Source organism: Kitasatospora sp. NPDC001132 (genome assembly GCF_053598415.1).
Genome location: NZ_JBSFKF010000047.1, coordinates 17,136 through 41,037, shown reverse-complemented (window position 1 = coordinate 41,037; position 23,902 = coordinate 17,136). Strand labels below are relative to the sequence as shown.

Annotated in this window: 17 protein-coding genes; 11 read left to right on the top strand and 6 right to left on the bottom strand. The window is 74.2% G+C overall.

Going from position 1 to position 23,902, the window contains the following annotated elements; genetic code table 11:
• Positions 1 to 6 precede the first annotated feature (6 nt).
• A complete protein-coding gene (locus ACWDBE_RS36320; RefSeq protein ID WP_449790318.1) occupies positions 7 to 978 on the bottom strand; it encodes a hypothetical protein in 972 nt (323 codons plus the stop codon).
• Between the two features lie 255 nt (positions 979 to 1,233).
• Here ACWDBE_RS36320 and ACWDBE_RS36315 point away from each other — a divergent pair, with 255 nt between their 5' ends.
• From ACWDBE_RS36315 to ACWDBE_RS36305, 3 genes are all read left to right on the top strand, one after another.
• Entirely contained in the window at positions 1,234 to 2,046 is an 813-nt protein-coding gene (locus ACWDBE_RS36315; protein ID WP_449790319.1) for an arylamine N-acetyltransferase family protein, read from the top strand.
• A gap of 121 nt (positions 2,047 to 2,167) precedes the next feature.
• The gene (locus ACWDBE_RS36310; protein WP_449790320.1) at positions 2,168 to 2,806 is read left to right on the top strand and encodes an ATP-dependent Clp protease proteolytic subunit; all 639 of its coding nucleotides are present in this window, start codon (positions 2,168 to 2,170) and stop codon (positions 2,804 to 2,806) included.
• A gap of 2 nt (positions 2,807 to 2,808) precedes the next feature.
• The gene (locus tag ACWDBE_RS36305; protein WP_449790321.1) at positions 2,809 to 3,411 is read left to right on the top strand and encodes a ClpP family protease; all 603 of its coding nucleotides are present in this window, start codon (positions 2,809 to 2,811) and stop codon (positions 3,409 to 3,411) included.
• 33 nt (positions 3,412 to 3,444) lie between these two features.
• Here the strand turns inward: ACWDBE_RS36305 and ACWDBE_RS36300 are convergent, their stop codons facing one another.
• On the bottom strand, positions 3,445 to 3,858 hold the full coding sequence (locus ACWDBE_RS36300; protein WP_449810077.1) for a helix-turn-helix domain-containing protein: 414 nt from the start codon (positions 3,856 to 3,858) through the stop codon (positions 3,445 to 3,447).
• 602 nt (positions 3,859 to 4,460) lie between these two features.
• Here ACWDBE_RS36300 and ACWDBE_RS36295 point away from each other — a divergent pair.
• Entirely contained in the window at positions 4,461 to 6,479 is a 2,019-nt protein-coding gene (locus ACWDBE_RS36295) for a M4 family metallopeptidase (protein WP_449810085.1), read from the top strand.
• A gap of 206 nt (positions 6,480 to 6,685) precedes the next feature.
• Here the strand turns inward: ACWDBE_RS36295 and ACWDBE_RS36290 are convergent, their stop codons facing one another.
• Together ACWDBE_RS36290 and ACWDBE_RS36285 are read right to left on the bottom strand one after the other, a co-directional pair.
• Complete coding sequence (locus ACWDBE_RS36290) at positions 6,686 to 7,531, bottom strand: hypothetical protein (protein ID WP_449810076.1); 846 nt, start codon at positions 7,529 to 7,531, stop codon at positions 6,686 to 6,688.
• Positions 7,518 to 8,042 carry a SigE family RNA polymerase sigma factor gene (locus tag ACWDBE_RS36285; protein WP_449790324.1) on the bottom strand — a complete coding sequence of 175 codons (525 nt, stop codon included), beginning with the start codon at positions 8,040 to 8,042 and terminating at the stop codon, positions 7,518 to 7,520. The genes ACWDBE_RS36290 and ACWDBE_RS36285 overlap by 14 nt, the downstream gene beginning before the upstream one ends.
• Positions 8,043 to 8,320: 278 nt before the next feature.
• Between ACWDBE_RS36285 and ACWDBE_RS36280 the strand changes: the two genes are divergently transcribed.
• On the top strand, positions 8,321 to 9,133 hold the full coding sequence (locus ACWDBE_RS36280) for a maleylpyruvate isomerase family mycothiol-dependent enzyme (RefSeq protein WP_449790325.1): 813 nt from the start codon (positions 8,321 to 8,323) through the stop codon (positions 9,131 to 9,133).
• 218 nt (positions 9,134 to 9,351) lie between these two features.
• Positions 9,352 to 10,116, top strand: a complete 765-nt coding sequence (locus ACWDBE_RS36275; RefSeq protein WP_449810075.1) for an aspartate/glutamate racemase family protein — start codon at positions 9,352 to 9,354, stop codon at positions 10,114 to 10,116.
• Between the two features lie 245 nt (positions 10,117 to 10,361).
• Here the strand turns inward: ACWDBE_RS36275 and ACWDBE_RS36270 are convergent, their stop codons facing one another.
• Positions 10,362 to 11,972 carry an FG-GAP-like repeat-containing protein gene (locus ACWDBE_RS36270; RefSeq protein ID WP_449790327.1) on the bottom strand — a complete coding sequence of 537 codons (1,611 nt, stop codon included), beginning with the start codon at positions 11,970 to 11,972 and terminating at the stop codon, positions 10,362 to 10,364.
• 153 nt (positions 11,973 to 12,125) lie between these two features.
• On the bottom strand, positions 12,126 to 14,099 hold the full coding sequence (locus ACWDBE_RS36265; protein WP_449810074.1) for an FG-GAP-like repeat-containing protein: 1,974 nt from the start codon (positions 14,097 to 14,099) through the stop codon (positions 12,126 to 12,128).
• 440 nt (positions 14,100 to 14,539) lie between these two features.
• Here ACWDBE_RS36265 and ACWDBE_RS36260 point away from each other — a divergent pair, with 440 nt between their 5' ends.
• From ACWDBE_RS36260 to ACWDBE_RS36240, 5 genes are all read left to right on the top strand, one after another.
• Positions 14,540 to 18,043 carry a hypothetical protein gene (locus ACWDBE_RS36260; protein WP_449790329.1) on the top strand — a complete coding sequence of 1,168 codons (3,504 nt, stop codon included), beginning with the start codon at positions 14,540 to 14,542 and terminating at the stop codon, positions 18,041 to 18,043.
• A 188-nt stretch (positions 18,044 to 18,231) separates the two neighbouring features.
• Complete coding sequence (locus ACWDBE_RS36255) at positions 18,232 to 18,843, top strand: hypothetical protein (protein ID WP_449790330.1); 612 nt, start codon at positions 18,232 to 18,234, stop codon at positions 18,841 to 18,843.
• 138 nt (positions 18,844 to 18,981) lie between these two features.
• Positions 18,982 to 20,382, top strand: a complete 1,401-nt coding sequence (locus ACWDBE_RS36250) for an eCIS core domain-containing protein (RefSeq protein WP_449810073.1) — start codon at positions 18,982 to 18,984, stop codon at positions 20,380 to 20,382.
• A gap of 1,126 nt (positions 20,383 to 21,508) precedes the next feature.
• Complete coding sequence (locus ACWDBE_RS36245; protein WP_449790332.1) at positions 21,509 to 22,003, top strand: hypothetical protein; 495 nt, start codon at positions 21,509 to 21,511, stop codon at positions 22,001 to 22,003.
• A 423-nt stretch (positions 22,004 to 22,426) separates the two neighbouring features.
• Positions 22,427 to 23,770: an MFS transporter gene (locus ACWDBE_RS36240; RefSeq protein WP_449790333.1), complete on the top strand. Its 1,344-nt coding sequence runs from the start codon at positions 22,427 to 22,429 to the stop codon at positions 23,768 to 23,770.
• The last annotated feature ends 132 nt before the right edge of the window (positions 23,771 to 23,902 follow it).

Below are 23,902 nucleotides of genomic sequence, written 5' to 3'. Positions count from 1 at the left end.
CGGGCCCTACTGCGGAGTGCCGTTGGCGGCGAGGCGGGCGCTCATCTCCGCGTGGGCGCGCCGGGAGTGGTCGTTGGCCGGGTCGTGGACGAGGCGCAGGTAGTCGTAGAGGATCCGCACGCACTCGTCCCGGCCGGCGCAGGGCGCGTCGGGGGCCAGGCCGAGGCGCCCGGTGATCTCCATCAGGCTCCCGTCGTCCGTGGCGTACACCGGATGCCAGACGAGCCGCACCGCGGGGTCGAGCGCCATGACCACGCGCAGCTGCGGCACCTCCTGCGCGATCAGGACGCTCTCCGGGTCGTACGCCCGCAGGAAGATGTGGACGGGGCCGCGGGCGCGGCTCACGAAGGCCTTGGACAGGACGTTCCACATCGGCGTCTTGAGCATCCAGTCCGGGGTCAGGGTCAGCCTGTCGACCACCGCGCCGAAGGCGGTGGCCTCCAGCGGGGTGTGGCCCTTGCCGCGGGCGTAGTCGCTGAGTTCCCGGCCGCCCGACCACAGGGCCAGCGTCGGCGTGTCGATCTCCAGGTAGTCGCCGACGACCTTCACCAGCTCCTGGTACCAGCTGTTCGACGCGCGGTGGTCGCGCTGGGCCTGGCGCTCGCTGAACCGCGCCATGGCCTCGTCGTTGAGCTGCCCCTGTTCGGCGATGCCGCCGAGGACGAGCTGCCAGGCGATCTCCGTGACGTCCCGGGAGAAGCCCGCCCGGGCCATGTCCTCGCGGAACGTGCCCCACTCGCCGTGCGAGACGGGGTCGGCGGCGTCGCGCCGCGCCTGCTCCCTGACCCCGGGATCCTCCAGGCGCTGCAGCCGGCGCGTCACGGCCGCGTTGCCCACCGTCCGCTGGAGGGCGGCGAGTTCGGCGGGGTGCGGGGCCCGCCCGGGCGCGGCGGGCGCCGGGTCCTGGCCCCGGGCCGCACGCCTCCTCGGCGCGGCCCCGGGCGTCGGCGCCGCCGAGCCCCTCACGGTCTCTCGCACGCTCCCGGCCTCCTCCGTCACCGCCCGGCACGCCGACCCTACGCCCCCGGCACGGCCCCCGCGAGGGCCGAAAGGGCAGGCCCCGGGCACCGGTCGGCGCCCCACCGGCGGCCCGCCCCGCGGGGCGCAGGACCAACAGCCGATGGCCCCCCGCCCGGCGGGGCGCAGGACCAACAGCCGATGGCCCCCCGCCCGGCGGGGCGTAGGACCAACAGCCGATGGCCACCCGCCCCGCACCCCGGGTGGAATGGCCGGATGAACCACGCACCGCACCCCGAGCAGCCGCCGACCGGCCTCACCGCCACCCAGCGCTCCGCCTACCTCGACCGCATCGCCCTGCCCGACCCCGGAACACCCTCCCCGCAGGCCCTCGCCCGGCTCCAGCTCGCGCACCTGCGCACCGTCCCGTTCGAGAACCTGAGCATCCACCTCGGCGAACGCGTCGACCTCGACCCCGCCGCCCTGCAGGAGAAGGTCGTCGCCCGCCGCCGGGGCGGCTTCTGCTACGAACTCAACGGAGCCTTCGCCCGGTTGCTCACCTCACTCGGCTACCGGGTGAGCCTGCTGGCCGCCCGCGTCTTCGACGGCGAACGGCTCGGCCCGCCCTTCGACCACCTCGCCCTGCGGGTCGACCTCGACGAGCCGTGGCTGGTCGACGTCGGCTTCGGCCGCTTCAGCCGCCACCCGCTGCGCCTGGACGAACGCGGCGAACAGGCCGATCCCGAGGGCGCGTTCACCCTCCTCCCGACCGGCGGGCACGGCGACCTGGACGTCCTGCGGGACGGCGCACCGCAGTACCGCCTGGGCCCGCGCCCGTACGAGCTCGCCGACTTCGCCCCGACCTGCTGGTGGCAGACCACCTCGCCGCACTCCCACTTCACCCGCTCGACGACCTGCTCGCTGCCCACCGCGGACGGCGGCCGGGTGACCATCAGCGGCAGCCGCCTGATCACCACCACCCCGGCCGGCGGGCGCACCGAGCGGGCCCTCACCGACGACGAGGCCCTCAGCGCCTACCGCACCCGCTTCGGGATCACACTGGACCGCCTCCCGGCCCTCCCGGCCTGAGCGCCCACCGGCCGCCGTCTGCCCGTGGCGAATCCGCTGCGGGCAGAGGAACCGCCCCCGGGCGCCCTCCCGGGCCGACAGTGGAGTCGACGGCAACCCCGTTCCGACGAGGAGAGGTCAGATGACTCCACCCACCACGCCCCCGCCCCGCGCGGCGGACGGCGACACCCCGCCCAGCGCCTTCGACGACCACCTCGCGGCGCAGCTGCTCGCCCAGCGGATCGTGCTGCTCGGCACCCAGGTCGACGACGTGTCGGCGAACCGGGTGTGCGCGCAGCTGCTGCTGCTGTCGGCCGAGGACCCGCGCACCGACATCTGCCTGTACATCAACAGCCCCGGCGGGTCGGTCAGCGCGGGGCTGGCCGTCTACGACACCATGCGGCTCGTCCCGAACGACGTCTCGACGCTGGCGATGGGCTTCGCCGCCAGCATGGGCCAGTTCCTGCTCACCGCGGGTGCGCCCGGCAAGCGGTTCGCGCTGCCGAACGCCCGGATCATGATGCACCAGCCCTCGGCGGGCATCGGCGGCACCACCGCGGACATCGAGATCCAGGCGGAGAACCTCCAGTACACCAAGCGGGTCATCGAGCGGATCACCGCCGAGCACACCGGGCAGAGCGAGCAGACCATCGCGCGCGACGGCGACCGGGACCGCTGGTTCACCGCCGAACAGGCCAGGGAGTACGGGCTCGTGGACAAGGTGGTGGAGTCGGTCGCCGACATCCGCCCGGCCGCCGCCCGCCGACGGATCGGACTGTAGACATGGGCTCGTACACGGTTCCCTACGTCATCGAGCGCACCGCGCAGGGCGAGCGCACCTACGACGTCTTCAGCCGGCTGCTGAACGAACGGATCATCTTCCTCGGCACCGAGATCGACGACGGCGTCGCCAACGTGGTCATCGCCCAACTCCTGCACCTGGAGTCGGAGAACCCGGAACGCGAGATCTCGATCTACCTCAACTCGCCCGGCGGATCGTTCACTTCGCTGATGGCGATCTACGACACCATGACCTTCGTGCAGGCGCCGATCTCCACCTTCTGCGTCGGCCAGGCGGCCTCCACGGCGGCGGTCCTGCTGGCCGGCGGGGACCCGGGGCGGCGCTTCGTGCTCCGGCACGCCCGGGTCCTGCTCGGCCAGCCCGCCAGCGGCGGCCGGCAGGGCACGGTCTCCGACCTCAGCCTCGCGGCCAAGGAGATGGTCCGCATCCGCGCGCAGGTGGAGGACGTCCTCGCCCGGCACACCCGCCACGACGCGGCGACGCTGCGCGCGGACATGGACCGGGACAAGGTGCTCACCGCCGAGGAGGCCGTCGCGTACGGCATCGCCGACCAGGTGCTGAACCGGCGGCACGCACCCGCCTGACCCTCGGGCGGCCGCCGGTCCGGCCGGGGCCGGTCAGGCGGCCAGGGCGAGGCCGTCGTAGCGCCCGGTGGGCGAGGTGCGGCCCCGCCTCGCCTGGCCCGCCCGGCCCGCCGGGCCCGGGGCGTACCGGGTCAGTTCGTCCTGGGCGAGCGAGAGCAGGTCCCCGAGGCCCAGCCCCAGCGCCCGGGCCGCGGCCGCGAGGACCTCGGAGGAGGCCTCCTTGCGCCCGCGCTCCAGCTCCGACAGGTACGGCATCGAGATCCGGGCCGCCTCGGCGACATCCTTCAGCGTGCGCTCCTGGGCGAGCCGCTCACGCCGCAGCACGTCGCCGACGACGTCGCGCCACAGCGGATCCCGCCGGGCGCGGGGCCGCTCGCCGGACGCGGGCGGCGAGGCCTGCGGACGCAGGGGGATGACGCGGGCTTCGTTCGACGCATGAGTGCTCACCCCTTCAGCCTAGGCAACCCGGGCCCCGGGGGAAGAGCACGGCGTTCTGCCCTGGGTGAATCCCGCGGCGGCAGGCAGGCTGACGGCACGTCACCGCGGGTCGGCCCGCACCCGCTTCGCGTAGCAGCGCAGGTGGGCGTGGACGTCCTCGACCTCGAAGAAGAATCGAGCACCCTGGTGCCCGCCTTTTCGTGGACGAGCCGGGGGACCGCACTCCCAGTCGTCGCAGCCTGTCACCGCCGGGCCTTCGGGCGGCGGGCGGCGCCCCCGGCCCCGAGGGCGGGGCCGGCGCCCCCGGCCCCGCCCCGCCGCGCCGCCGCCCGACACCTGATGTGGTATCAACCACTGGAGGAAAACCGCAGCTTGGCGCAAAACCGGACCCGCCGGCTTGACGGAATTCGCCAGCCCCGCGCCCCACCCGCACCAGGCATTGACCCGGGCATGACGTCGTGTGAGTGTTCGGGCACCCGAGCGCGGACGGCCCGCACGGCCGTCCCCACACACGGCCCCGCGGCGCGCCACCAGCCCCTGTGCCGTCCGCGGTCGAGGACCCCCACACGCGAGGAGCCTCGATGCAACACAGAGTCACCGCAGGCCGGTTGCTGACCACCGCGACCACCCTGACCGTGCTGGCCGGCATGATCGCCGCCACCGCGGGGCCGGCCACCGCCGCACCCGCCCCCACCCCGGCACCGAGCGCTCCGGCCGCCGCCGTCAACGCCGTCAACGCCGCCGACGCGGCCGCGAGCGCCGGCCTCGACGCCCTGGCCAAGGGCCCCGACGAGACCTACCAGCGCAAGACCGTCACCCCCTGGCTCGGCGGCCTCTACTCCGTGTCCTACGAACGCACCTACCACGGCCTGCCCGTGGTCGGCGGCGACGCGGTCGTCCTCGCCGACGCCCAGGGCAAGGTCCGCGCCCAGCAGTCCGCCACCACCGGCCCCCTCGGCGCCCCGACCACCCCGCAGGTCAGCGCCGAACACGCCGAGAAGACCGCCCGCACCAAGCTCGCCGCCGTGGACACGGTCGACACCCGCCGCCTGGTCGTCCGGGTCAAGGACGGCAGCAGCCGCCTCGCCTGGGAGACCGTCCTCAAGGGCCGCACCGAATCCGCGCCCAGCACACTGCACGTCTTCGTCGACGCCACCACCGGCGAAGTCGTCGACAGCTACGACGACGCCCGCGCCGGCACCGTCAACAGCAAGTGGAACGGCCCCGGCCCGCTGACCATCAGCACCACCAACTCCGGCGGCTCCTACTCGCTGCGCGACCCCAACCGACCCGGCCTCAGCTGCTCCGACTACAGCACCGGCCAGGTCTTCTCCAAGTCCAGCGACTCCTGGGGCAACGGCAGCCCCTCCACCAAGGAGACCGGCTGCGGCGACGCCATGTGGGCGGCCCAGAAGGAATGGGACATGCTCCGCGACTGGCTCGGCCGCAACGGCCACGACGGCAACGGCGGCAGCTGGCCGATCAAGGTCGGCCTCAACGACGTCAACGCCTACTGGGACGGCAGCTCCGTCTCCATCGGCCACAGCCAGAGCGGCGAGTGGATCGCCGCCCAGGACGTCGTCGGCCACGAGTTCGGCCACGGCATCGACCAGTACACCCCCGGCGGCGCCAACAACGAGAACGGCCTCGGCGAGGGCACCGGCGACATCTTCGGCGCGCTCACCAAGGAGTACAACAACGAGCCCGCGCCCTACGACTACCCCGACTACCAGGTCGGCCGCATGATCAACCTGGTCGGCCAGGGCCCGATCCGCAACCTCTACCAGCCGTCCCTGGTCAACAACGACCCGAACTGCTACTCCTCCGCCATCCCCGGCACCGAGGTGCACGCCGCGGCCGGCCCGCTCAACCACTGGTTCTACCTGCTGTCCAACGGCTCCAACCCCGGCGGCGGCAAGCCCACCAGCCCCACCTGCAACAACTCCACCGTCACCGGCATCGGCGTCAAGCAGGCCGGCCAGGTCTTCTACGGCGGCATGCTGCTCAAGACCAGCGGCATGACCTACAAGCGCTACCGCACCACCACCCTGACCGCCGCCAAGAACCTCGACCCCACCTGTACCTTCTTCAACCGGACCAAGGCCGCCTGGGACGCCGTCAGCGTCCCCGCCCAGGCCGGCGACCCGACGTGCAGCAGCAACGGCGGCAACGACTTCTCGCTCACCCTCGGCCCGGCCTCCGGCTCCGTCCAGCCCGGCGCCACCACCACCTCGACCGTCGCCACCGCCGTCACCTCCGGCACCGCCCAGAGCGTCACCCTGACCGCCTCCGGCCTGCCCGCCGGCGTCACCGCGAGCTTCAACCCCTCGTCCGTGCAAGCCGGTTCGTCCTCGACGCTGACCCTCTCCGCCTCCGCGACCGCGGCGAGCGGGACCTACCAGATCACCGTCACCGGCACCGCCGGCACCACCACCCACACCGCCCAGTACACCCTCACCGTCGGCGGCGGGGGCACCCCCGACCCCGGCGGGACCTGGGCCGCCGGCACCACCTACCAGGCCGGCGACGTCGTGACCTACAACGGCGTCGGCTACCGCTGCCTCCAGGGCCACACCGCCCAGGTCGGCTGGGAGCCACCGAACGTCCCGGCCCTGTGGCAGGCCGTGTGACCGGCACCCGCTGACACCCGGTGAAGCCGCTGCGCCGCGGCCCGTCGAGGGGGACGGGCCGCGGCGCAGCCATGCCCGCTGTGCCCACCGGGGCCCGGGACGGGCACAGCGCGCCCGCACCGGCCCCCACCGGCGGTTGTCGGGCCGGCCCGGCGCCCCGCGTCCGGTGCGCGAGGGGCCGGGCCGCCCTTCCCCGGGTCCGTCCCCTACGGTGTCGGCGCCGGGCTCACGGCGGTGGTGGTCGGGGGCCGGCCGGCCGGAGCGGACCGGATGGTGTCGAACACCTGCCGCACCTGCCGCAGCGTCGACTCGGACGGCTGCCGCAGACAGGCCGTCACCTCGACCACGACCGGGGAGCCGGCGCGGTCGACGGCGCGCAGGCCGCCCAGCTCGCGGTTGCCGCCGAGCGCGGCGCACTCCTGCTCGAGGTAGCCCGACTCGTTGAACCCGGACGGGCTCGGGCCGAGCTTCTCGGCCAGCCCCCGACCGTCCTCCCTCAGCCGGAACCCGACGACCGCGCCATCCACGGGCAGCAGCCCGGAGATCGGACAGTAGACGGCGCCCGGGGTGCACGACGGCCCCAGCGGCTGGGTGCCGAGGTAGCCGAACTTGTCCTGCGGCGCGGCGGCCGTCAGGGCCAGGACGTGCCAGTTCACCGGCAGGGCGACGACCATCTCCGGCAACCGCGGGAAGTAGAACGTCGGCTCGGGAAGGACGGACGGAGTCCCCGTCGGCGCCTGGACGGGCGGCACCGCGGGCGCCGGGGCGGACACGGAGCCCGCGGGCCCCAGCCCCACCCCCCGCACCGGGCCCGGCGCGAGCGCGGGCGCCGCGGCCAGGACGGCCGCGGCCAGGCCGACGGTGAGCCCGGCAGCGAGCCCGGCCGCCCGCCGGCGGCGCCTGGACCGCTCGACCCGGGCGAGGACACGCTCCACCCGGTCCTGCGGAGAGGCCAGGGCCGGGACGGCCCGGTGGAGCATGACCCGCAGCTCCTCCTCGTCGTGCCCGCCGTCGCCCGGCCCGAACGGGTCGAGCAGCTCAGTTCCGGTCACGAGGTCCCCCGTCCAGCAGGAGCTCCCGGGCCGGCAGCCGTCCGCGCAGGGCGGCGAGCGCCCGGTGCGTCTGGCTCTTGACGGTGCCCGTGCTGCAGCGCAGCACCTCGGCGGTCTCCTCGACGCTCAGGTCCTCGAAGAAACGGAGCACCACCACGGCCCGCTGGCGCGGCGGCAGCGACCGTACCGCCTCGGCCACCACCTGGCCGAGCACCACCCCCTCGAACGGGTCCTCCTCCGGCTGCGGCTCGGGCATCTCCCCGTGCGGCAGCTCCCCGGTCCAGCGACGCCGCCACCAGGAGACGTGACAGTTCACCAGGACCTTCCGCAGATACGCCTCGGGCCGGTCGGGCGCGATGCGCGCCCACTTGGGCCACACCTTGGCGAGCGCCGTCTGCAGCAAGTCCTCGGCCTGGTGCGGGTCGCCGGTCAGCAACCAGGCCGTCCGCAGCAGCTTCGGCCCGCAGGCGGCGACGAACTCCTCGAAGTCCGGAGGTATCGCGTTCGTCATCCTGCCGTCGTCCCCGCCATGGTGCCCGTGCCGTCCCCGTCTGCCGTGGCGGCCGGTCCGGCCGCAGTGTCGTTCTTCCTCTCACGGCAGCTCGACGCGATGGGAGGCCGTTCGGGTTGCCTGCGGACGCGGACTCGCGAACCGGCCCGGAACCGGCCCGGCCCTCCGCCCCGCAACCGCCCGCTCCCCGCCCGGGCAGGAGCCGCCGGAACGCATGTCCTCCAGGCCCTGTCGACTTCACTGGACACCGGTGCGCAACTCGACCAGTCTTCACCACCATGACGTTCCCCCAGCACTCTCCCGGTGCCGTGCGCACCACGCTGCTCGAGGCGGTCACCGCGGTCGGCGACGAGGCCGTCCCCCTGCTCGCCGGCTGCCGCGGCGACACCCGGATCCCCGGCGCCCAGTGGACGGTCGCCGAGGCGGCCGCCCACCTGGCGATGGCCAACGAACTGATGGCCGCCCTGGCCGCCGGCGAGGAACGGCCGTACGGCGACGGCACCCCGGGCGCGCTGGCCGCGGCGAACGCCGCCTCACTGGCCGAGCGGACCGAACGCGACCCCGCCGTACTCGCGGAGCAGATCGCCCGGCAGGCAGGGGAGTTCGCCGCGGCGGCCGGCCCGCGCACCGGCACCGAACCGATGCTCACCCCACTCGGCCCGATGGACCTGGACACCCTCGGCGCCTACCTGCTGACCCACATGCTGGCCCACCTCTACGACATCGCCGTCGCCCTCGGCCGGCCACACCCGATCGACCGGCGGCGCGTCGCCCTGACGATGCCGTTCCTGCGCACGGCCATGCCCCTGGTGACGGACGCCCGCACCGCCGCCGGCCACAGCGCCTGCTACCGGCTGCGGCTGCGCGGCCAGGGCGGGTTCACGGTGACCTTCACCGACGGCACCGTCGTGGTGGGCCAGGAACCGCCGCGCCGCCCGGACTGCACGATCCTCATCGAACCGGTGGCGTTCTTCCTGCTCGCCCTGGGCCGCTGCTCCACCACCGGCGCCATCGCCCGCGGCAAGGTGCTCGCCTGGGGCCGCCGGCCCTGGCTGGCCCCGTCCTTCCCCGGCCTCTTCACCGCCCCCTGAGCCGCCGCCCCCACGGCGTCCCGGGCTGCTCCCTGCCCCCGCTCTTCCCGTACGTCCCCGGGCCGTCCTCGCGGCACCGCCCGCAGGTGCTCCAGTGGGGCCGGCCGGAAGCGGGGGAGCGGTGGGGCGAGGGCCGTGCCGCGGGTGCGCAGCCCGCACCCGCACACCACCTCACCCGGCCGGTCGGGCGTTCGACCGTGGCCGTTAGCATCGCGCGCATGCTGGCGCTGCTCCACACCTCGTCCGTCCACGTCCCGGTCTTCGACGCGCTGCGCGACCGCGACCACCCCGGGTTGTCTCTGCGGCACGTCGTGTCCGAGGAGCTGCTGGCCGGGGCCCGGGCCGGCGGGCCCGAGTCCGTGGCGGGGGACATCGACCGGGTGCTCGCCTCGGCGGTCGCCGAGGGGGCGGCGGCGGTGTTGTGCACCTGCTCGACGATCGGCGGGGTCGCGGAGGCCCGGGCCGAGGCGCTGGGGGTTCCCGTGCTGCGCGTCGACCGTCCGATGGCGGCGGTGGCCGTCGCCGCCGCGCCCGGCGGGGGCAGGACCACGACGCGCGTCGCGGTGATCGCCGCCCTGGCCGGCACCGTGGGCCCGACGGTGGCCCTCGTCGAGGAGGAGGCCGCCCGGTCCGGCCGGCCGGTCACGGTGACGGCCACGGTGGTCGAGGGCGCCTGGGACCGGTTCGAGAGCGGTGACCACGCCGGCTACCTGTCCGCGATCGCCGCCGCCGCCGACGCCGTCGACGGGGCGGACGTCATCGTCCTCGCCCAGGCGTCCATGGCGGCGGCCGCGCAGCGGACCACGACCGCCACACCGGTCCTGTCGAGCCCGGCCCCGGGCCTGCGCGCCGCTGCCGCTGCCGCCGCGTCACGCCGCCGGCCGGGTCAGCCGGCGGTCCGCTCGGCGGAGGCCGGCAGCGCGGTCGCGACGTCGACGACCGCGTCGGCCGGGGGAGGGGTGAAGGCGAGCGCCTTCCCGTAGTCGCGGTAGGTGAAGTCGAACGGCTCCGCGTTCCGGCCCGAGCGGAGCCGGGTGACGTACGGCTTCCCGGTCCCGCTGACCTCGGCCTGGGCGCCGTCGTGAGCCTCAAGCCCGACGGCGTCATCGGCCCGGACACCTGGCGCCGACTCGTCGGCTGACACCGCACCGGGCGCCGCCGCCCGCCCTTCGCGCCGCCCGGGGCCCGGACCCGGGCCCCGGGCGGCGAACGGCGTGGCGGAGCGCCGCTACGCGCCGCCGGCGATCCGGCCGAGGTCGGCCCAGCCGCCGGCGCCGTCGCCCCCGCGGTAGGCGTAGGCGGTGACGGCGCCGCCGGCGTCCGTCAGGAGGTAGTCGGCGTGGGTGTCGCCGTCGAAGTCGACGAGGGCGACCTGCTCCTGGCGGTCGGTGACGCCGGTGGCGATCCGGCCGGTGGGCAGCCAGCCGCCGTGGCGGTCGCCGCCGTGGTTGAGCCAGACGTTCACGGAGCCGTCGGGGTTGATCAGGAGGTAGTCGGCCTTGCCGTCGCCGTCGAGGTCGGCGAGCCGCACCCGGCTGCGGTCGGTGGTGACGCCGGTGGCGACCTGGCCGATGCCGTACCAGCCGCCCGCGCCGGCCGGGTCGCCGCCGCGGTTCAGCCAGGCCTTGACGGCGCCGCTGTCCTCGATGACCAGGTAGTCGGTGCGGCCGTCGCCGTCGAAGTCGGCGAAGCGGACCTGGTCCTGGCGGTTGGTGACACCGGTGGCGACCCGTCCGAGGGGTTCCCAGGGGGCGACCTGGTCGCCGCCGTGGTTGAGCCAGACGTTCACGGAGCCGTCGGGGTTGACGACGATGTAGTCGGCCTTGCCGTCGCCGTTGAAGTCGGCGAGCCGCACCCGGCTGCGGTCGGTGGTGACGCCGGTGGCGACCTGGCCGATGCCCTGCCAGCCGCCCGCGCCGGCCGGGTCGCCGCCGCGGTTCAGCCAGACCTTGACGGCGCCGCTGTCCTCGACCGTCACGTAGTCGGGCTTGCCGTCGCCGTCGAAGTCCGCCCACCGCACGCGCCCGCTGCCGCCCACCTCGTTGCCGGCCCGGGGGGCCGCGGGGCGGGACGCCCAGCCGTCGGCGACGGCCCGGTCCAGCGCCCGGTGGAAGACCTCGGCCATCTTGCGGTAGCCGCCGTCGTTGGGGTGCAGCCGGTCCGGGAGGTCGGTCGCGGCGTCGAGGTCCGCCGGGTCCACGTACCGGAAGTGCCGGCCGGCGGCCCCGCCGGCCGGGCTCTGGCCCCGGTCCTGGAGCGCGGCGAACTCGCGGTTGAACACGGCGGTCTTCTGCTCCAGACCGGGGGTGGCGGTCAGCAGGCCCTGCACGACGACGGTCACGCCCGGCTTGTCGGCGAAGATGCGGTCGACCAGGTCGGACAGCCGCTGGGCGGCCTGCACCGGGTCGGCGTTCGCGTCCCACTTCAGGTCGTTGATGCCGAGGTGCAGGAGGACGACGTCGGGGTCGGCGGCGGACAGCCAGCGGTCGATGTCCGCGCGGACCTGGGCGATCCGGTAGCCGCTGTGCCCCTCGTGGTCGGGGTCCGCGACGGCGCCGGAGGAGGAGGTGCCGACCAGGTCGACGGTGTACGGGGACTGCTGGGCGGTCAGGTCCCACAGGGGTGCGCGGTAGCCCGCGCCGGTGGTGCTGCCCGCCCCGTCGGTGATCGAGTCACCGAGCGGCATGACCTTGATCGGGGTCGGGGCCGGCGCCGGGGTCGCAGCGGTGGCGGAGGCCACGGCGGCCGGCGCGGCCGGGGTCCCGGCCGAGGCCGCGGCCGCGGTCGGGGTCAGGGCGGCGGTGAGGGCGGCCAGGGCGATCAGGGAGGCACGTTTCACGTGGGTGTCCAGTCTTGGGAAGGCGAGGGGAACACGGGACGGGCCCGAGCGACCGCCGCGCACGGCGGTCGCTCGGGCCCGTCCACGCGGATGGTGGATCCGGTGGCGGAACGGCCGGGGATCCGGGGCCCGGGCCCGGGTTCAGCCCCGGGCTCAGGCGCCGGAGGCGATCCGGCCGAGGAAGTCCCAGCCGCCGTGCCCGTCGCCGCCCTTGTTGGCGTACGCGCTGGTGCTGCCGTCGCCGGCGTTCCAGAGGTAGTCGGCGCGGCCGTCACCGGTGAAGTCCGTCAGGAAGACGGCGTTGTTGTCCGTCGTCAGACCGGCGGCGACGCGGCCGACGGGCTCCCAGGGGGCGACCTGGTCGCCGCCGCGGTTGAGCCAGACGTTCACGGAGCCGTCGGCGCCCACGACGATGTAGTCGGCCTTGCCGTCGCCGTTGAAGTCGGCGAGCCGCACCCGGGAGCGGTCGGTGGTGACGCCGGTGGCGACCTGCCCGATGCCCTGCCAGCCGTTGGGGCCGGTGAGGTCGCCGCCGCGGTTCAGCCAGACCTTGACGGCGCCGCTGTCCTCGATGACCAGGTAGTCGGCGCGGCCGTCGCCGTCGAAGTCGGCGAAGCGGACCTGGTCCTGGCGGTTGGTGACACCGGTGGCGACGCGGCCGACGGGCTCCCAGGCGCGGACCTGGTCGCCGCCGTGGTTGAGCCAGACGTTCACGGAGCCGTCGGGGTTGACGACGATGTAGTCGGCCTTGCCGTCGCCGTTGAAGTCGGCGAGCCGCACCCGGGAGCGGTCGGTGGTGACGCCGGTGGCGACCTGGCCGATGCCCTGCCAGCCGCCCGCGCCGGCCGGGTCGCCGCCGCGGTTCAGCCAGACCTTGACCGAGCCGTTGTCCTCGACCGTCACGTAGTCGGGCTTGCCGTCGCCGTCGAAGTCCGTGAAGCGCAGACGGCCGGTGCCGGCCTCGTTCACGGCGGCGGAACGCCGGTCCCGCAGGGCCGTGATCCACGGTCCGAGGTCGTCCACCCGGGTCTCGTAGGCGCCGGTGCGGGCCTCGGCGGAGGTGAGGCAACCGCCCTGCCAGGAGCGGCTGGTGACGGCGACGACCTCGGCCTTGCCGGCCGACTCGCGGACGGCGGGACCGCCGGCGTCGCCCAGGCAGACGGTGGCGTCGGCGGGGGCCTTGGCCGCCACGTCGATGCCGGTGGCCTCGACGGTGCCGACACTGAACGCCGCCGTGTGGGGAGCGGCGGGGACCCACTCCGTGCGGGTGCGGCCGTAGCCGGTGACCTTCAGCTCCTCGCCCTGGACCGGGGCGGTGGCGGCCACGGCGACCGGGGTGATGCCGTAGGCGGGCAGGTCCAGACGGGCCATCACCAGGTCGCGGTCGGCGCGCGGCACCAGCTCGACGACGTCGGTGGTGTGGCCGCCGGTGCCGTTGAGGTCCCCGCGCCCGACCGTCACGGTGGTCCGCTTCTTCGGGGCGCCCGCCGGGACGGCGAGGGACTGGGCGGGGTCGTCGGCGAAGCAGCTCGCGGCGGTGAGCACCCAGCGCGGGTCGACCAGCGTGCCGGTGCAGCCGCGGCCGCCGATGTCGAGCTTGGCCACGTAAGGGCGGTCCGACAGGCCGGAGTTGGACGAGGCCGGCCCGGTGGCGGTGATGTCCAGCAGGGTGTGGGGGCGGCTCTGCGGGTCGGCGGCCTCGCCGACCGCCGTCCACAGGCTCTTGTCCACCTTGAACGAGGTGGTGGTGCCGTCGACGGACATCGACACGGACACGTCGCGCACGCCGTCGCTCTGGATGCCGTGCACCCGCGGAACCTCGAGGCTGAGGCGCCCGACGGTGCCGGTCATCCGGAAGCAGATGTCGTCCCGGGTCCGCGCCATGATCCGCAGCAGGCCGCCGCCACCGGCCGAGCAGGTGGTGAGCGTGATGTTGCCGTTGCCGGACTTCAGGCGGATGCCCGACTCGGCCAGGATGCGGTCCGCGCCCGGGTAGGAGTAGTCCTCGACGGTGAACGGTGCGGTACCGGTGGTCGACGCGTGGGCGACCGGGACGCCGGCGGTTCCGGCGAGAAGCGTGAGACCGGCCGTCGCGGCGGCGGCCAGGATTCGAGAAGAGGCCCTCATTCGGGCTCCTCACCCCCCATGGATGTGGTCTTTTCCGTCATGAAGTGTCCCGCCGGCGCGAAGACCCGCGGGAACCCGGACGGACGCCGTGCACGGGCACGCGCATTCCAGGACCTGCCATCCCCCCACCGAACTGACGGGGACATTGATATCACCATCGGGGGCGGCCGCCGACCCCGAGATGTCCACGATGCAATGAATTGCGAACCAGGAGCGGAAAGTAATGCCTTGATCTCCCGTCAGCCAAGGAGCGGTATCCAAAGTTTCCGTCCGACGTGCCATCATGTGCGGTCGGACGGGCCGAACCGATCGGTCCTTCTACCGAACTGACGTGTTTTCGAGGGGATATGACACAGCAGATACCTGGGGGGCGCTGGAAGGCCGCATCCCCCCTACGGCCACGCAACGGACTGGCGGCCCGCCTCCTGGCGGCCGCCACCGTGATCGTTCTCACCACCGGATCGCTCTCCGGCACCGCCACCGCGACGGACGGGACACCCGGCGCGAGCCCGCGGGCCCAGGCCGTCGCCGCGTGGAGGACCGGCGGCGACTCCGTACGGGCCGCCGCCGAGATCGCCCTGGCCGGCACCGACGGCGACATCGCCGCCTTCCTGGACACCGGGCGCAGGATCGCCACCGAGCAGGACGAGCGGCTCGCCGTCCTCCAGCTGCTGAACGTCAGCGGGCCCGGCGTGCGCGAGGCCGCGCAGACCGCGCTCGCCGGAACGCCGCAGGACGTGCACGCCTTCCTGGCGACCGGCTGGAACGCGCCGCTGGCCGACGACCGCAAGGTCAGCGTGCTGCGCGCGATGAACACCGGCGGCACCGCGGTGCAGGAGGCCGGGCAGAAGGCCCTCAACGACGGCTCACCCGAGGCCGTCGCCCAGTTCCTCTCCGTCGACCTGCAGAAGGCGCAGGAGGAGGACGACCGGGTCCAGACCCTGCGGCTGATGAACTTCGGCGGCCCGCAGGTGAAGAGCGCGGGCAGCGCCGCCCTGAGCGCCGGCGCCGGCGCCGTACGGGAGTTCCTGCGGGAGGGCCAGTACGCGGCCCGCGCCCAGGACCAGGAGGCCATGACGGTCGGCCAACTCGTCGAGACCGCCCGCCAGGCCGGCCAGGAGGCCGCCAAGGAGACCGCCGCCGCGAAGGAGGCCTCGGGCCGCGCGGTCGACGCCGCGCGCCTGGCCAAGGAGGCGGCCCAGAAGGCGGCCGCCGAGACCGCCGCCGCCCAGGGCTCCGCCCAGAAGGCGACCGCCGCCGCCCACCGCGCCGCCGACGCCGCCGAGAGCGCGGCGAACGCCGCCCGCACCGCGATCAACGCCGCCAACGCGGCCAGCAGCGCGGCCCGCACCGCCTCCGCCGCGGCGTCCGCCGCCGCGTCCGCCGCGGCCGCCGCCGGGCGGGCGGCGGCCCGCGCCTACGAGGCCGCGTCCGCCGCCGCGAAGGACGAGTCCCAGGCCGCCGCCGCCCGGGACGCCGCGAAGGCCGCCCGGGACGCCGCGCAGGGCGCCACCACGGCCGCCGAGTCCGTGTACCGGGCCGTCGGCGCCCTGACCGAGGCCCTCACCTCGGTCGGCCAGGCGGTCGACGCCGGCCTGCACGCCGCCGCCGCCGCCCAGGCCGCCGCCGACGCGGGCGGCAACAGCGCGGTGGCCCAGGCCGAGGCCCAGCGGGCGAACGCGGCCGCCGCCAAGGCCCGCCGCCTGTCCGCCACCGCCAGCGCCGCCGCCGGCACCGCCAAGACGATGGCGACGCAGGCCCTGACGGCGGCCCAGCAGGCGCGCGCCGCCGCCACCGAGTCCGCCGGACACGCCACCGCCGCCGCCCAGGCCGCCGAGGACGCGGCCAACCACGCCGGTCAGGCCGGCAACTGGGCCAACCTCGCCACCGAGCACGCCAACGCCGCCGTCAAGGCCGCGGAGCGGGCCACCAGCGCCGCCAACCAGGCCGACCAGGTGGAGAAGACCGCCCGGGAGGCCGAGAAGGCCGCCCTGGAGAGCAACCGCGACCTCGCCATCGTGGCCGCCGAGGAGCTCAAGCAGCAGTACACCGAGCAGCAGGCCGCCCAGGCGACCGAGCGCGCCGAGGCACAGCGCCAGGACGAGGAGACCAAGCAGCTCCTGGCCGAGGCCGCCGCACCCGGCACCGAGCCCGCGACCGCCCTCGCCAAGGCCCGCAAGGCCGCCGTCCACCTGATGGCGACCGGCTCGCCGTGGACCGAGCGCACCGCCGAGGCCGCCCTGTCCGGCACCGACGCCGACGTCCGGCAGTGGCTCGCCACCGGACGCCAGGAGGCGGCGGCCCAGGACGACTACACGAAGATCGCCAACCTCGCCACGACCGGCACCCCCGCCCTCAAGGCGGCCGCCCTCGCCGCCCTCGACACCCCCGCGGACCAGCGGGCGGCGTTCCTGGAGACCGGCCAGCACACCGTGCTCAAGGACGACTACCGGGTCCAGGTCCTCGCCCTGATGAACGCCGGCGGCAAGGCCGTCAAGGAGGCCGGCTCGGCCGCCCTCGACGCCGGCACCACCGAGGCCCTGCGCGCCTTCGTCGCCACCGGCCAGTACCGGGCGCGCGAGGAGGACGACAAGGTCGAGGCGCTGCGGCTCAGCGTCCAGGGAGGACCGCGGGTCCGCGCCGCGGCCCAGGTCGCGCTCTCCGGTCCCGCCCCGCTGCTGCGCGACTTCGTCGCCGTCACCCAGTACGTGGCGGCCCAGCGCGACCAGACCGACGCCGTCCACGTCGCCAGCGTCCAGCGCCTGGTCGCCGAGGGCAAGGCGATCGCCGCGACCGCCACCCGCAACGCCGCCGAGGCCGCCGCCGCCGCGGCCACCGCGCGCGGCGCCGCCGCCGAGGCCGCGGGCTACGCCCGGCAGGCCGGCGACTCCGCGGCCGCCGCCCAGGCCGCCGCCGGCCAGGCCGCGGCCGCGGCCTCCGCCGCGGACGCCTCGGCCCGCCAGGCCGCCGCCTCGGCCGCCACGGCGAAGAACGCGGCCGCCTCGGCCGGCACCTCGGCCGCCCAGGCGACCCAGTCCGCCCACCGCGCCGCCAACTCCGCCACCGCGGCCGCCGCTTCGGCCCGCGCCGCCTACGAGTCGGCCGACCAGGCGTACAACTCGGCCGTCGCCGCCGGCCGGAGCGCCGCCGAGGCGCTCGCCGCCGCCGGCCAGGCGCTGTCCCACGCCATGGACCTGGCCCGGCAGGAGGCCCAGGCGAACGCCACCGCCCCGGCCGAGCCCGGCGACCCGGGCGGCTCGGACGACGGGTACGAGCCGGAGCACCCGGACGAGGAACTGGTCATGGAGGGCGGCATCTCCGCCGCCGACGCCGCCACCCTCGCGCTGGACATCGCCGGCATCTTCGACCCCACCCCGATCAGCGACGGGGCCTCGGGCGTCCTCAGCCTCTTCCGCGGCGACTGGACCGGCGCGGGCCTGTCCGCCGTCGGCTTCATCCCGTACCTGGGTGACGCCGCGAGCAAGCCCGCGAAGATCGCCAAGCTGCTGGCCAAGAACGAGAAGATCGCCAAGCGGGCGACCGACATGAAGTGGGTGGAATGGGCCGCCCAGAGCCTCAAGCACATGTCGGTGACCAAGCTCGGCGACGGCGTGGCCACGCTCAACTCCCTCGCCCGCGACGCCGAGAAGGCGTACAAGACGAACACCAAGCTGCGGGCCGCGGCGATCAAGCACAACCTGCCGACCGACCTCGAGGGCCCCGTGCCGTTCGTCCCGCCGAAGGGCTGGATGGGCAAGCCGGAACGCGGCGGCGGTTTCAAGGACGCCTACGGCAACCTCTGGAAGAAGGCGACGGACGGCAAGGACGAATGGGACGTCCAGGTGAAGAAGGGAACGAAGTTCTCCATCTTCTCCAGCGGCAAGAACCAGGGGAAGGACTTCGAGCACGCCAACATCGCCCCGGACGGATACGTGACGCACTGAATACGGTGAACCGCCCCGGGCGGTAACGCCTTTCGGCCCGGCCCCGATGGAGAAAACGACCATCGGGGCCGGCGCCGGCCCTAATCCCGCCAAATCCCTCAACAATGCCCCGCCGTCGGTGAATTGACCGGAACAACCGGCCGAATTCCCCGGCACCGCCGACCGCCGCACCCTGGAGACGACCTCGCATGGCCCTGGCCCCCCACCGCCTCGTCTGGATGAACCTCTGGCTGGAGGCCCCCGCCGAGCGGGACGCCGCGCTCACCCGCGAAGTCGCCGCCGCCCTGGCCCCGTTCGGCCGCGTCACGGTCACCTCCCGGGGCCCGTACCCGCGCACCCCCGAACTGCTCGGCTACGACGTCGAGCTGGTGCCCACCTCCGCCACCGCCGACTGCCTGCGCGCCCTGGGCCTGAGCCCCGACGAGGACGGCGACTGGCCCGCCTGGGAACGCACCGGCGCCGAGACCTTCCTGCACCCCGCCGTCCGCGGCGCCCAGGTCGGCGAGGAGGAGGCCGCGACACCACCGCCGTTCGAGAACGGCGACGTGGTGACCGTCCTCGACAGCCCGACCGCCCGCGAGGAGGGCCTGGTGGGCGTCCAGGCCGTCGTCCACAACTCCTTCTACCTCCCCGACGAACCCGACCCGCTGCTGCGCCGCTGGCACCACCAGGTGATGCCCGAGGGCCGGGAGATCCTTGAGCCCTTCGAGAGCACCGACCTGCGCCCCACCGGCCGGCGCACCGCCGTCTCGGACGTCCCCGACCCCGTGCACATCGCCCACGCCGGCCCGCAGGCCTGAACCGGCCCCCGCTCGACCGGCCCGGGCGCGCTGCCTGCACGGGCAGCGCATCGTGCCCGCCCACCCCTTACCCGCGAGCGCCGCACCGGGTATGCAGGGAGGGCACGACGAAACGGCCAGTCCTACGAGCGGAGTCCCATGTACGCGCACGAGCCGGCGAAGCAGGACAGGCAGCCGCAGCCCGCCACCAGGGCCGCGGCCACGAGGGCGGGACGGGCCCCGGACGGGCGGGCACCCGGGGAACTCCTCGGACTGCAGCGCACCGCCGGCAACGCGGCCGTCGTCCGGATGCTCCAGCGCAACCGCCACCGGCAGGGCGACGCCGAGCCGGTGCAACTGTCCGCGGTGCACGACGTGCTGCGCGCGCCGGGCAAGCCGCTGGACGGGACGCTGCGCCGGGAGATGGAGTCCCGCCTCGGCGCCGACTTCTCCGACGTCCGCCTGCACACCGGCTCCGCGGCCCGCGCCTCCGCCGCCGAGATGGGCGCCCGCGCCTACACCTCCGGCAGCCATGTCGTCATCGGCGACGGCGGCGGCGACAAGCACACCCTCGCCCACGAACTGACGCACGTCATCCAGCAGCGCCAGGGCCCGGTGGCCGGTACCGACAACGGGTCGGGACTGAGCATCTCCCACCCCGGGGACCGCTTCGAGCGCGAGGCCGAGGCCAACGCGCACCGGGTGATGAGCCGCAGGCCCGAGCCGGGCGACCGGGACACCCACGGTGACCGGGACACCCAGGGCGCGGCGCGCGGCAACGGCGCGACGGCCGTCCAGCGCTTCTCCGAGGTCGACACCGAGGAACTGGGACCCGTACGGGTCTCGCAGAGCGGCCTCTACCTCATGACCGTCGAAGCCGGCGCGGACACCACCGTCCTCTGGGTCGCGGAGGGCGCCCCGGCGCCCCGGTACTGCAAGTCGACCGGGCAGAGCGGGCAGATCGCGGGGCGCACGTACACGCAGTACGAGCCGTCGACGGCCTTCCTCGCGGACTGCGCCCACACCGCCGAGGAGATCATGCACCAGCAGCGGCTGGCCCTGGGGCAGGACGCCAGCGAATTCGCCCGGGGCGGCCACCAGTTCGGCCTGGGCGACCAGGAGAACGCCCAGGGCGCCACGGCCTACGCGAACGCCCGGCCCGGCGGCCCGAACGCGAACGGCGAGGAACGGCCCAACCCCGGCCAGGCGTTCGCCATCGTGGAGACCGCGTGGCACGGGGACCACGAGCGGCCCGCCAACACCAGCGGCTGGCCCTACCACGTGGCCGCCGTCGTCGCCGTCGACGGCGACGACCACATCACCGTGGAACAGGCCGCCGACGGCAACGACGCCAAGGCCCGCGAGGGGCACGAGGGCATCATCGACATGTACACCGCCGGCACCGACCCGACCACCGGGCAGGCACTGCCGCACAGCTTCCACGGACGCAACACCGGCGGCCCCGTGCAGCACTTCTCGGCCGGCGCGATCACCGTCATCCTCCAGCCGATCAACGTGGGCGGCCTCAGGGGCGAGACCGGCCGCCGCAAGCTCGTCTGACCCGACCCGACCCGCCCCCGTCCGCCCGAACCCCGAAACTCCTTTCCCGCCCCCGTTCCCGCTCTCACCCCGAACGCCCGCCCCCGGCCGGTCCGGTGCCCGGGGCGGCCGTTCCCGGGCCCCCACCGCCCCCGCAAGGGGCCGCCCCGCCGAAGGACTCATGACCCCGCCCGGCGGACCCGAGGGCGCCCTCCCGGACTGCCGCCGCACGCGGTCTGGTGCCGACGGGCCCCATCACTCATTCTGATGTGATGCATCTCACACCGATGCCGGCGTGCCTCCCCGCCGTGTGGGGCGCCGTCGTGCGCTCGCTAGGCTGCGCGTGTGACGAGTGTGATGTGTCGGATGTCTGCAGTGCAGAAGGCGACACGAGAAGGCGGCATGTCCGAGGAGACGGAATTGCCGGGGCGCCATTCCTCCGGCCCTTCCCCGCAAGAGTTGTGAGTGGACGTCAGCCCTGCCGCGAGACCTCTCGCGAGCCCTCCGGAAGAGGGGGGATCTCCCGCCGGGGACCCGGTCGCGGAACTGTTTGCCGCCCTGCCCGCGGACTTCTTCCTGGAGAGGGGCGAGATCGTGGCGGAGCTGTGGGACCGAACGGCCCGGCCGCCCGCCGGGACCGGAGAGCCGGTGCCGCCGTCGAGGGAATACGACATCGTCTCTCGGTGCTCCTGGTTCCTGTCCGAACACGGCACGTTCGGATTCGCGACAGGGGAGGAGGCCGGCGCGGGAGCCGGAGGACAGCATGACGGCGGTTGTCGGGTGTCCGGTGCGCCCTGGAAACTGCCGGAGCGGGCGCTAGGCCGTTCGGGTGAGTTGGATTTTGTCATTGCTTTGACTGCGGCCGGTCGTGGTCGGTCTGGAGTCGGACATTTCCTCCCCGACCGGCGTCGTATCTGCGGCTCTGCTTGCTTTCGGGTGGCACTTGTGTGGATTTTATGTTTCGACTTACGCCAATGACGCCTTTGCCAGGGAGACAGTGCCTATACTGTGAGGGCAGTGGACGCTTCCGAACATCCATCACGCAAAGGGTGACGGCTGTGTGACCTTACGTGTGTTCTACGGGGGATGTCCTGAACTCGCCATTGGTGCGAGTGACGATCGGAAGGCTCAGGATTGCGAGTGTCACATGAAATGGACAATTACTGTTGAGGCTGCCAGCGGCAGTGTCGACGAGGTCCCGGCGACGATCACCGCGGTGATGCAGAGCAGTGTCGATGGGACGCCGCGGATAGTTGAGCTGATTGTCCGCGCCTCGGAGGAGGGCGGTATCCCGCCGAGGGCCGCGCTCGACATCGACTTCGAGATGCTCGCCCAGGCGGTCAGCGGGGTTTCCGGGCGGGCCGCTTCCCCCCGGCCGAGGCGGGGGAGCGAGGAGACGGTGGCCGCTCCGCAGCACGCGGCCGAGGCCCCCGCCGGCCAGGGGCAGGCCGAACGCCCGTACCGCAAGATGCCCGACGCGGACGAGGTGAAGGCGGTCTTCCTCAAGACCGGCAGCGTGGGGAAGGTGGCGCACCACTACGGCGTACCGCGCTACACCGCCCAGTCGTGGGTGGACAGGCTGCGCCGCCTGGGCCACCTGGAGGAGAGCAAGCCCAGCGTTCCCAGGCGGGGACGCCGCTAGCGTCACGACGACGTTTCGGCCCGGGTGCCCGATTTTCGGGCGCCCGGGTTTTTTCGTTCCCAGGCCCGTATCCCGGCCCCGGTTTCCCGTGCCCGGTTCCCGGTCGTCGTCTTCCGCAGTCGACTCCCCACTGTCGACTCCCGGCCCCCGGCTTACGGCTTCCCGGTTCGAACTCGATGCGAATGCCCCTTCCGTGGAAGGTCGTTCGGCACGCTCGGGGGGAAGCGATGGCGTGCCCGCCGGGCGGTTCATATGGTGCAGACCGGCTGCACGGTGCAGACTGGCTGTGTGGTGCTGACTGGCTGTACGGTGAGGTCCGTCCGCAATTGCGCTGTGTGGTCCGGGAGTTCACCCGACGCGTGTGCTCCCACACGACGGAAACGCGCCACCCGCACCGAAATCTCCTGTAGGGAGCCATCAGGCATGACCTCAAGCAACTCACCGACCCGGGCTGAGAGCTCCGAGGGGGGCCCCTCCGAGGCGCCGCCACAGGCCGCCGGACGCCAGCGTTCGGTCCTGTTACGCAACCGCGATTTCGCCGTTGTCTGGACCGGTGAGTCGATCAGCCTGCTGGGCAGTGAGATCAGCGTGGTGGCGCTGCCGTCGCTGGCCGTCATCGGATTCGGCGAGGGCGCGGTCGGTGTCGGTCTGCTGATCGCCCTGCAGTGGCTCCCTTTCCTCCTGCTCGCCCCCGTGATGGGCGTGTTCACCGACCGGCTGAACCGGCGGATGATGATGCAGGTCGCCAACGTGGCCCGGTTCGTCGTCATCGGCTCCCTGCCGCTCGCCTGGGCGATGGACGGCCTGACGATCGGCCACCTGTACGTTGCCGCCGTCGTCAAGGGCTTCTTCGACGTCGTCTTCCAGCTCGCCTACCAGGCGTACCTGCCGCAGCTGCTGCCGCGCGAGGACCTGGTCGACGGCAACGCCAAGACCCAGCTGAGCCGTTCGGTCGCGCTGATCTTCGGGCGCACCGCGGGCGGTGGCCTGGTCGGCCTGATGGGCGCCGCGCGGGCGACCGCCCTGGACGCGGTCTCCTACCTGCTGGCCGGCATCACCCTGATGTTCGTGCGATTCCGCGAGCCCGCGCCGCAGTTGCGTTCGCGCGGTCTGGCCGCCACCCTGGCGGACCTGCGCAGCGGCTTCACGATGACCTTCGGCAACCGGCTGCTGCGCTACCTGACGCTGATGGCGACCTTCGGCAACACCGCCGTGTCCATGGTGCTCGCCATGCTCATCGTGTTCGGCTACGAGGACCTGGGCCTGAGCGCCGGCCAGGTCGGCCTGGTGCTGGGCGCAGGCGGCGTGCCGGTCGTGCTCGGCGCGCTGGTGTCCCGGCAGATCAACGCGCGCCTGGGCATCGGCCGCACTCTGCTGCTGACCCACTCGATGCTGGTGGTCGCGTTCGCCCTGCTGCCGCTGGCGCAGGTCGGCGGCACCGGCATGGCGATCACCGTCATGATCATCTCGCAGGGCATCTCGTCGTTCACCACCCCGGTGGGCAACGTCGGCGTGATGACGCTGATCCAGAAGGTCACCCCGCCGCAGGCGATGGGTCGCGTCGGCGGCGTCTCGCTTCCCCTGGTGTGGGGTGCCAACGCGGCCGGCCCGCTGCTGGGCAGCGCGGTGGCCGTGGCGTTCTCCAACGCCGCCGCCTTCTACCTGGCCGCCGCGATGGCGCTGGGCGCCGTGCTCTGGGTGCTCCTCGGGGGGGTGCCGAAGGTCGTCGACGACGTCCCCGAGCACCTGCGCGTGGTCGCCGACTGACCCCGGCCACCGAAAGGACGCAGCACCGAGCGCGGCCGGTCCTCCCCGGCGAGGACCGGCCGACCGGTGTTCCCGGCCCCGCGCGGCACCCGACGACCACGACGGAACCGACCACGACCTCACGGCCACGAC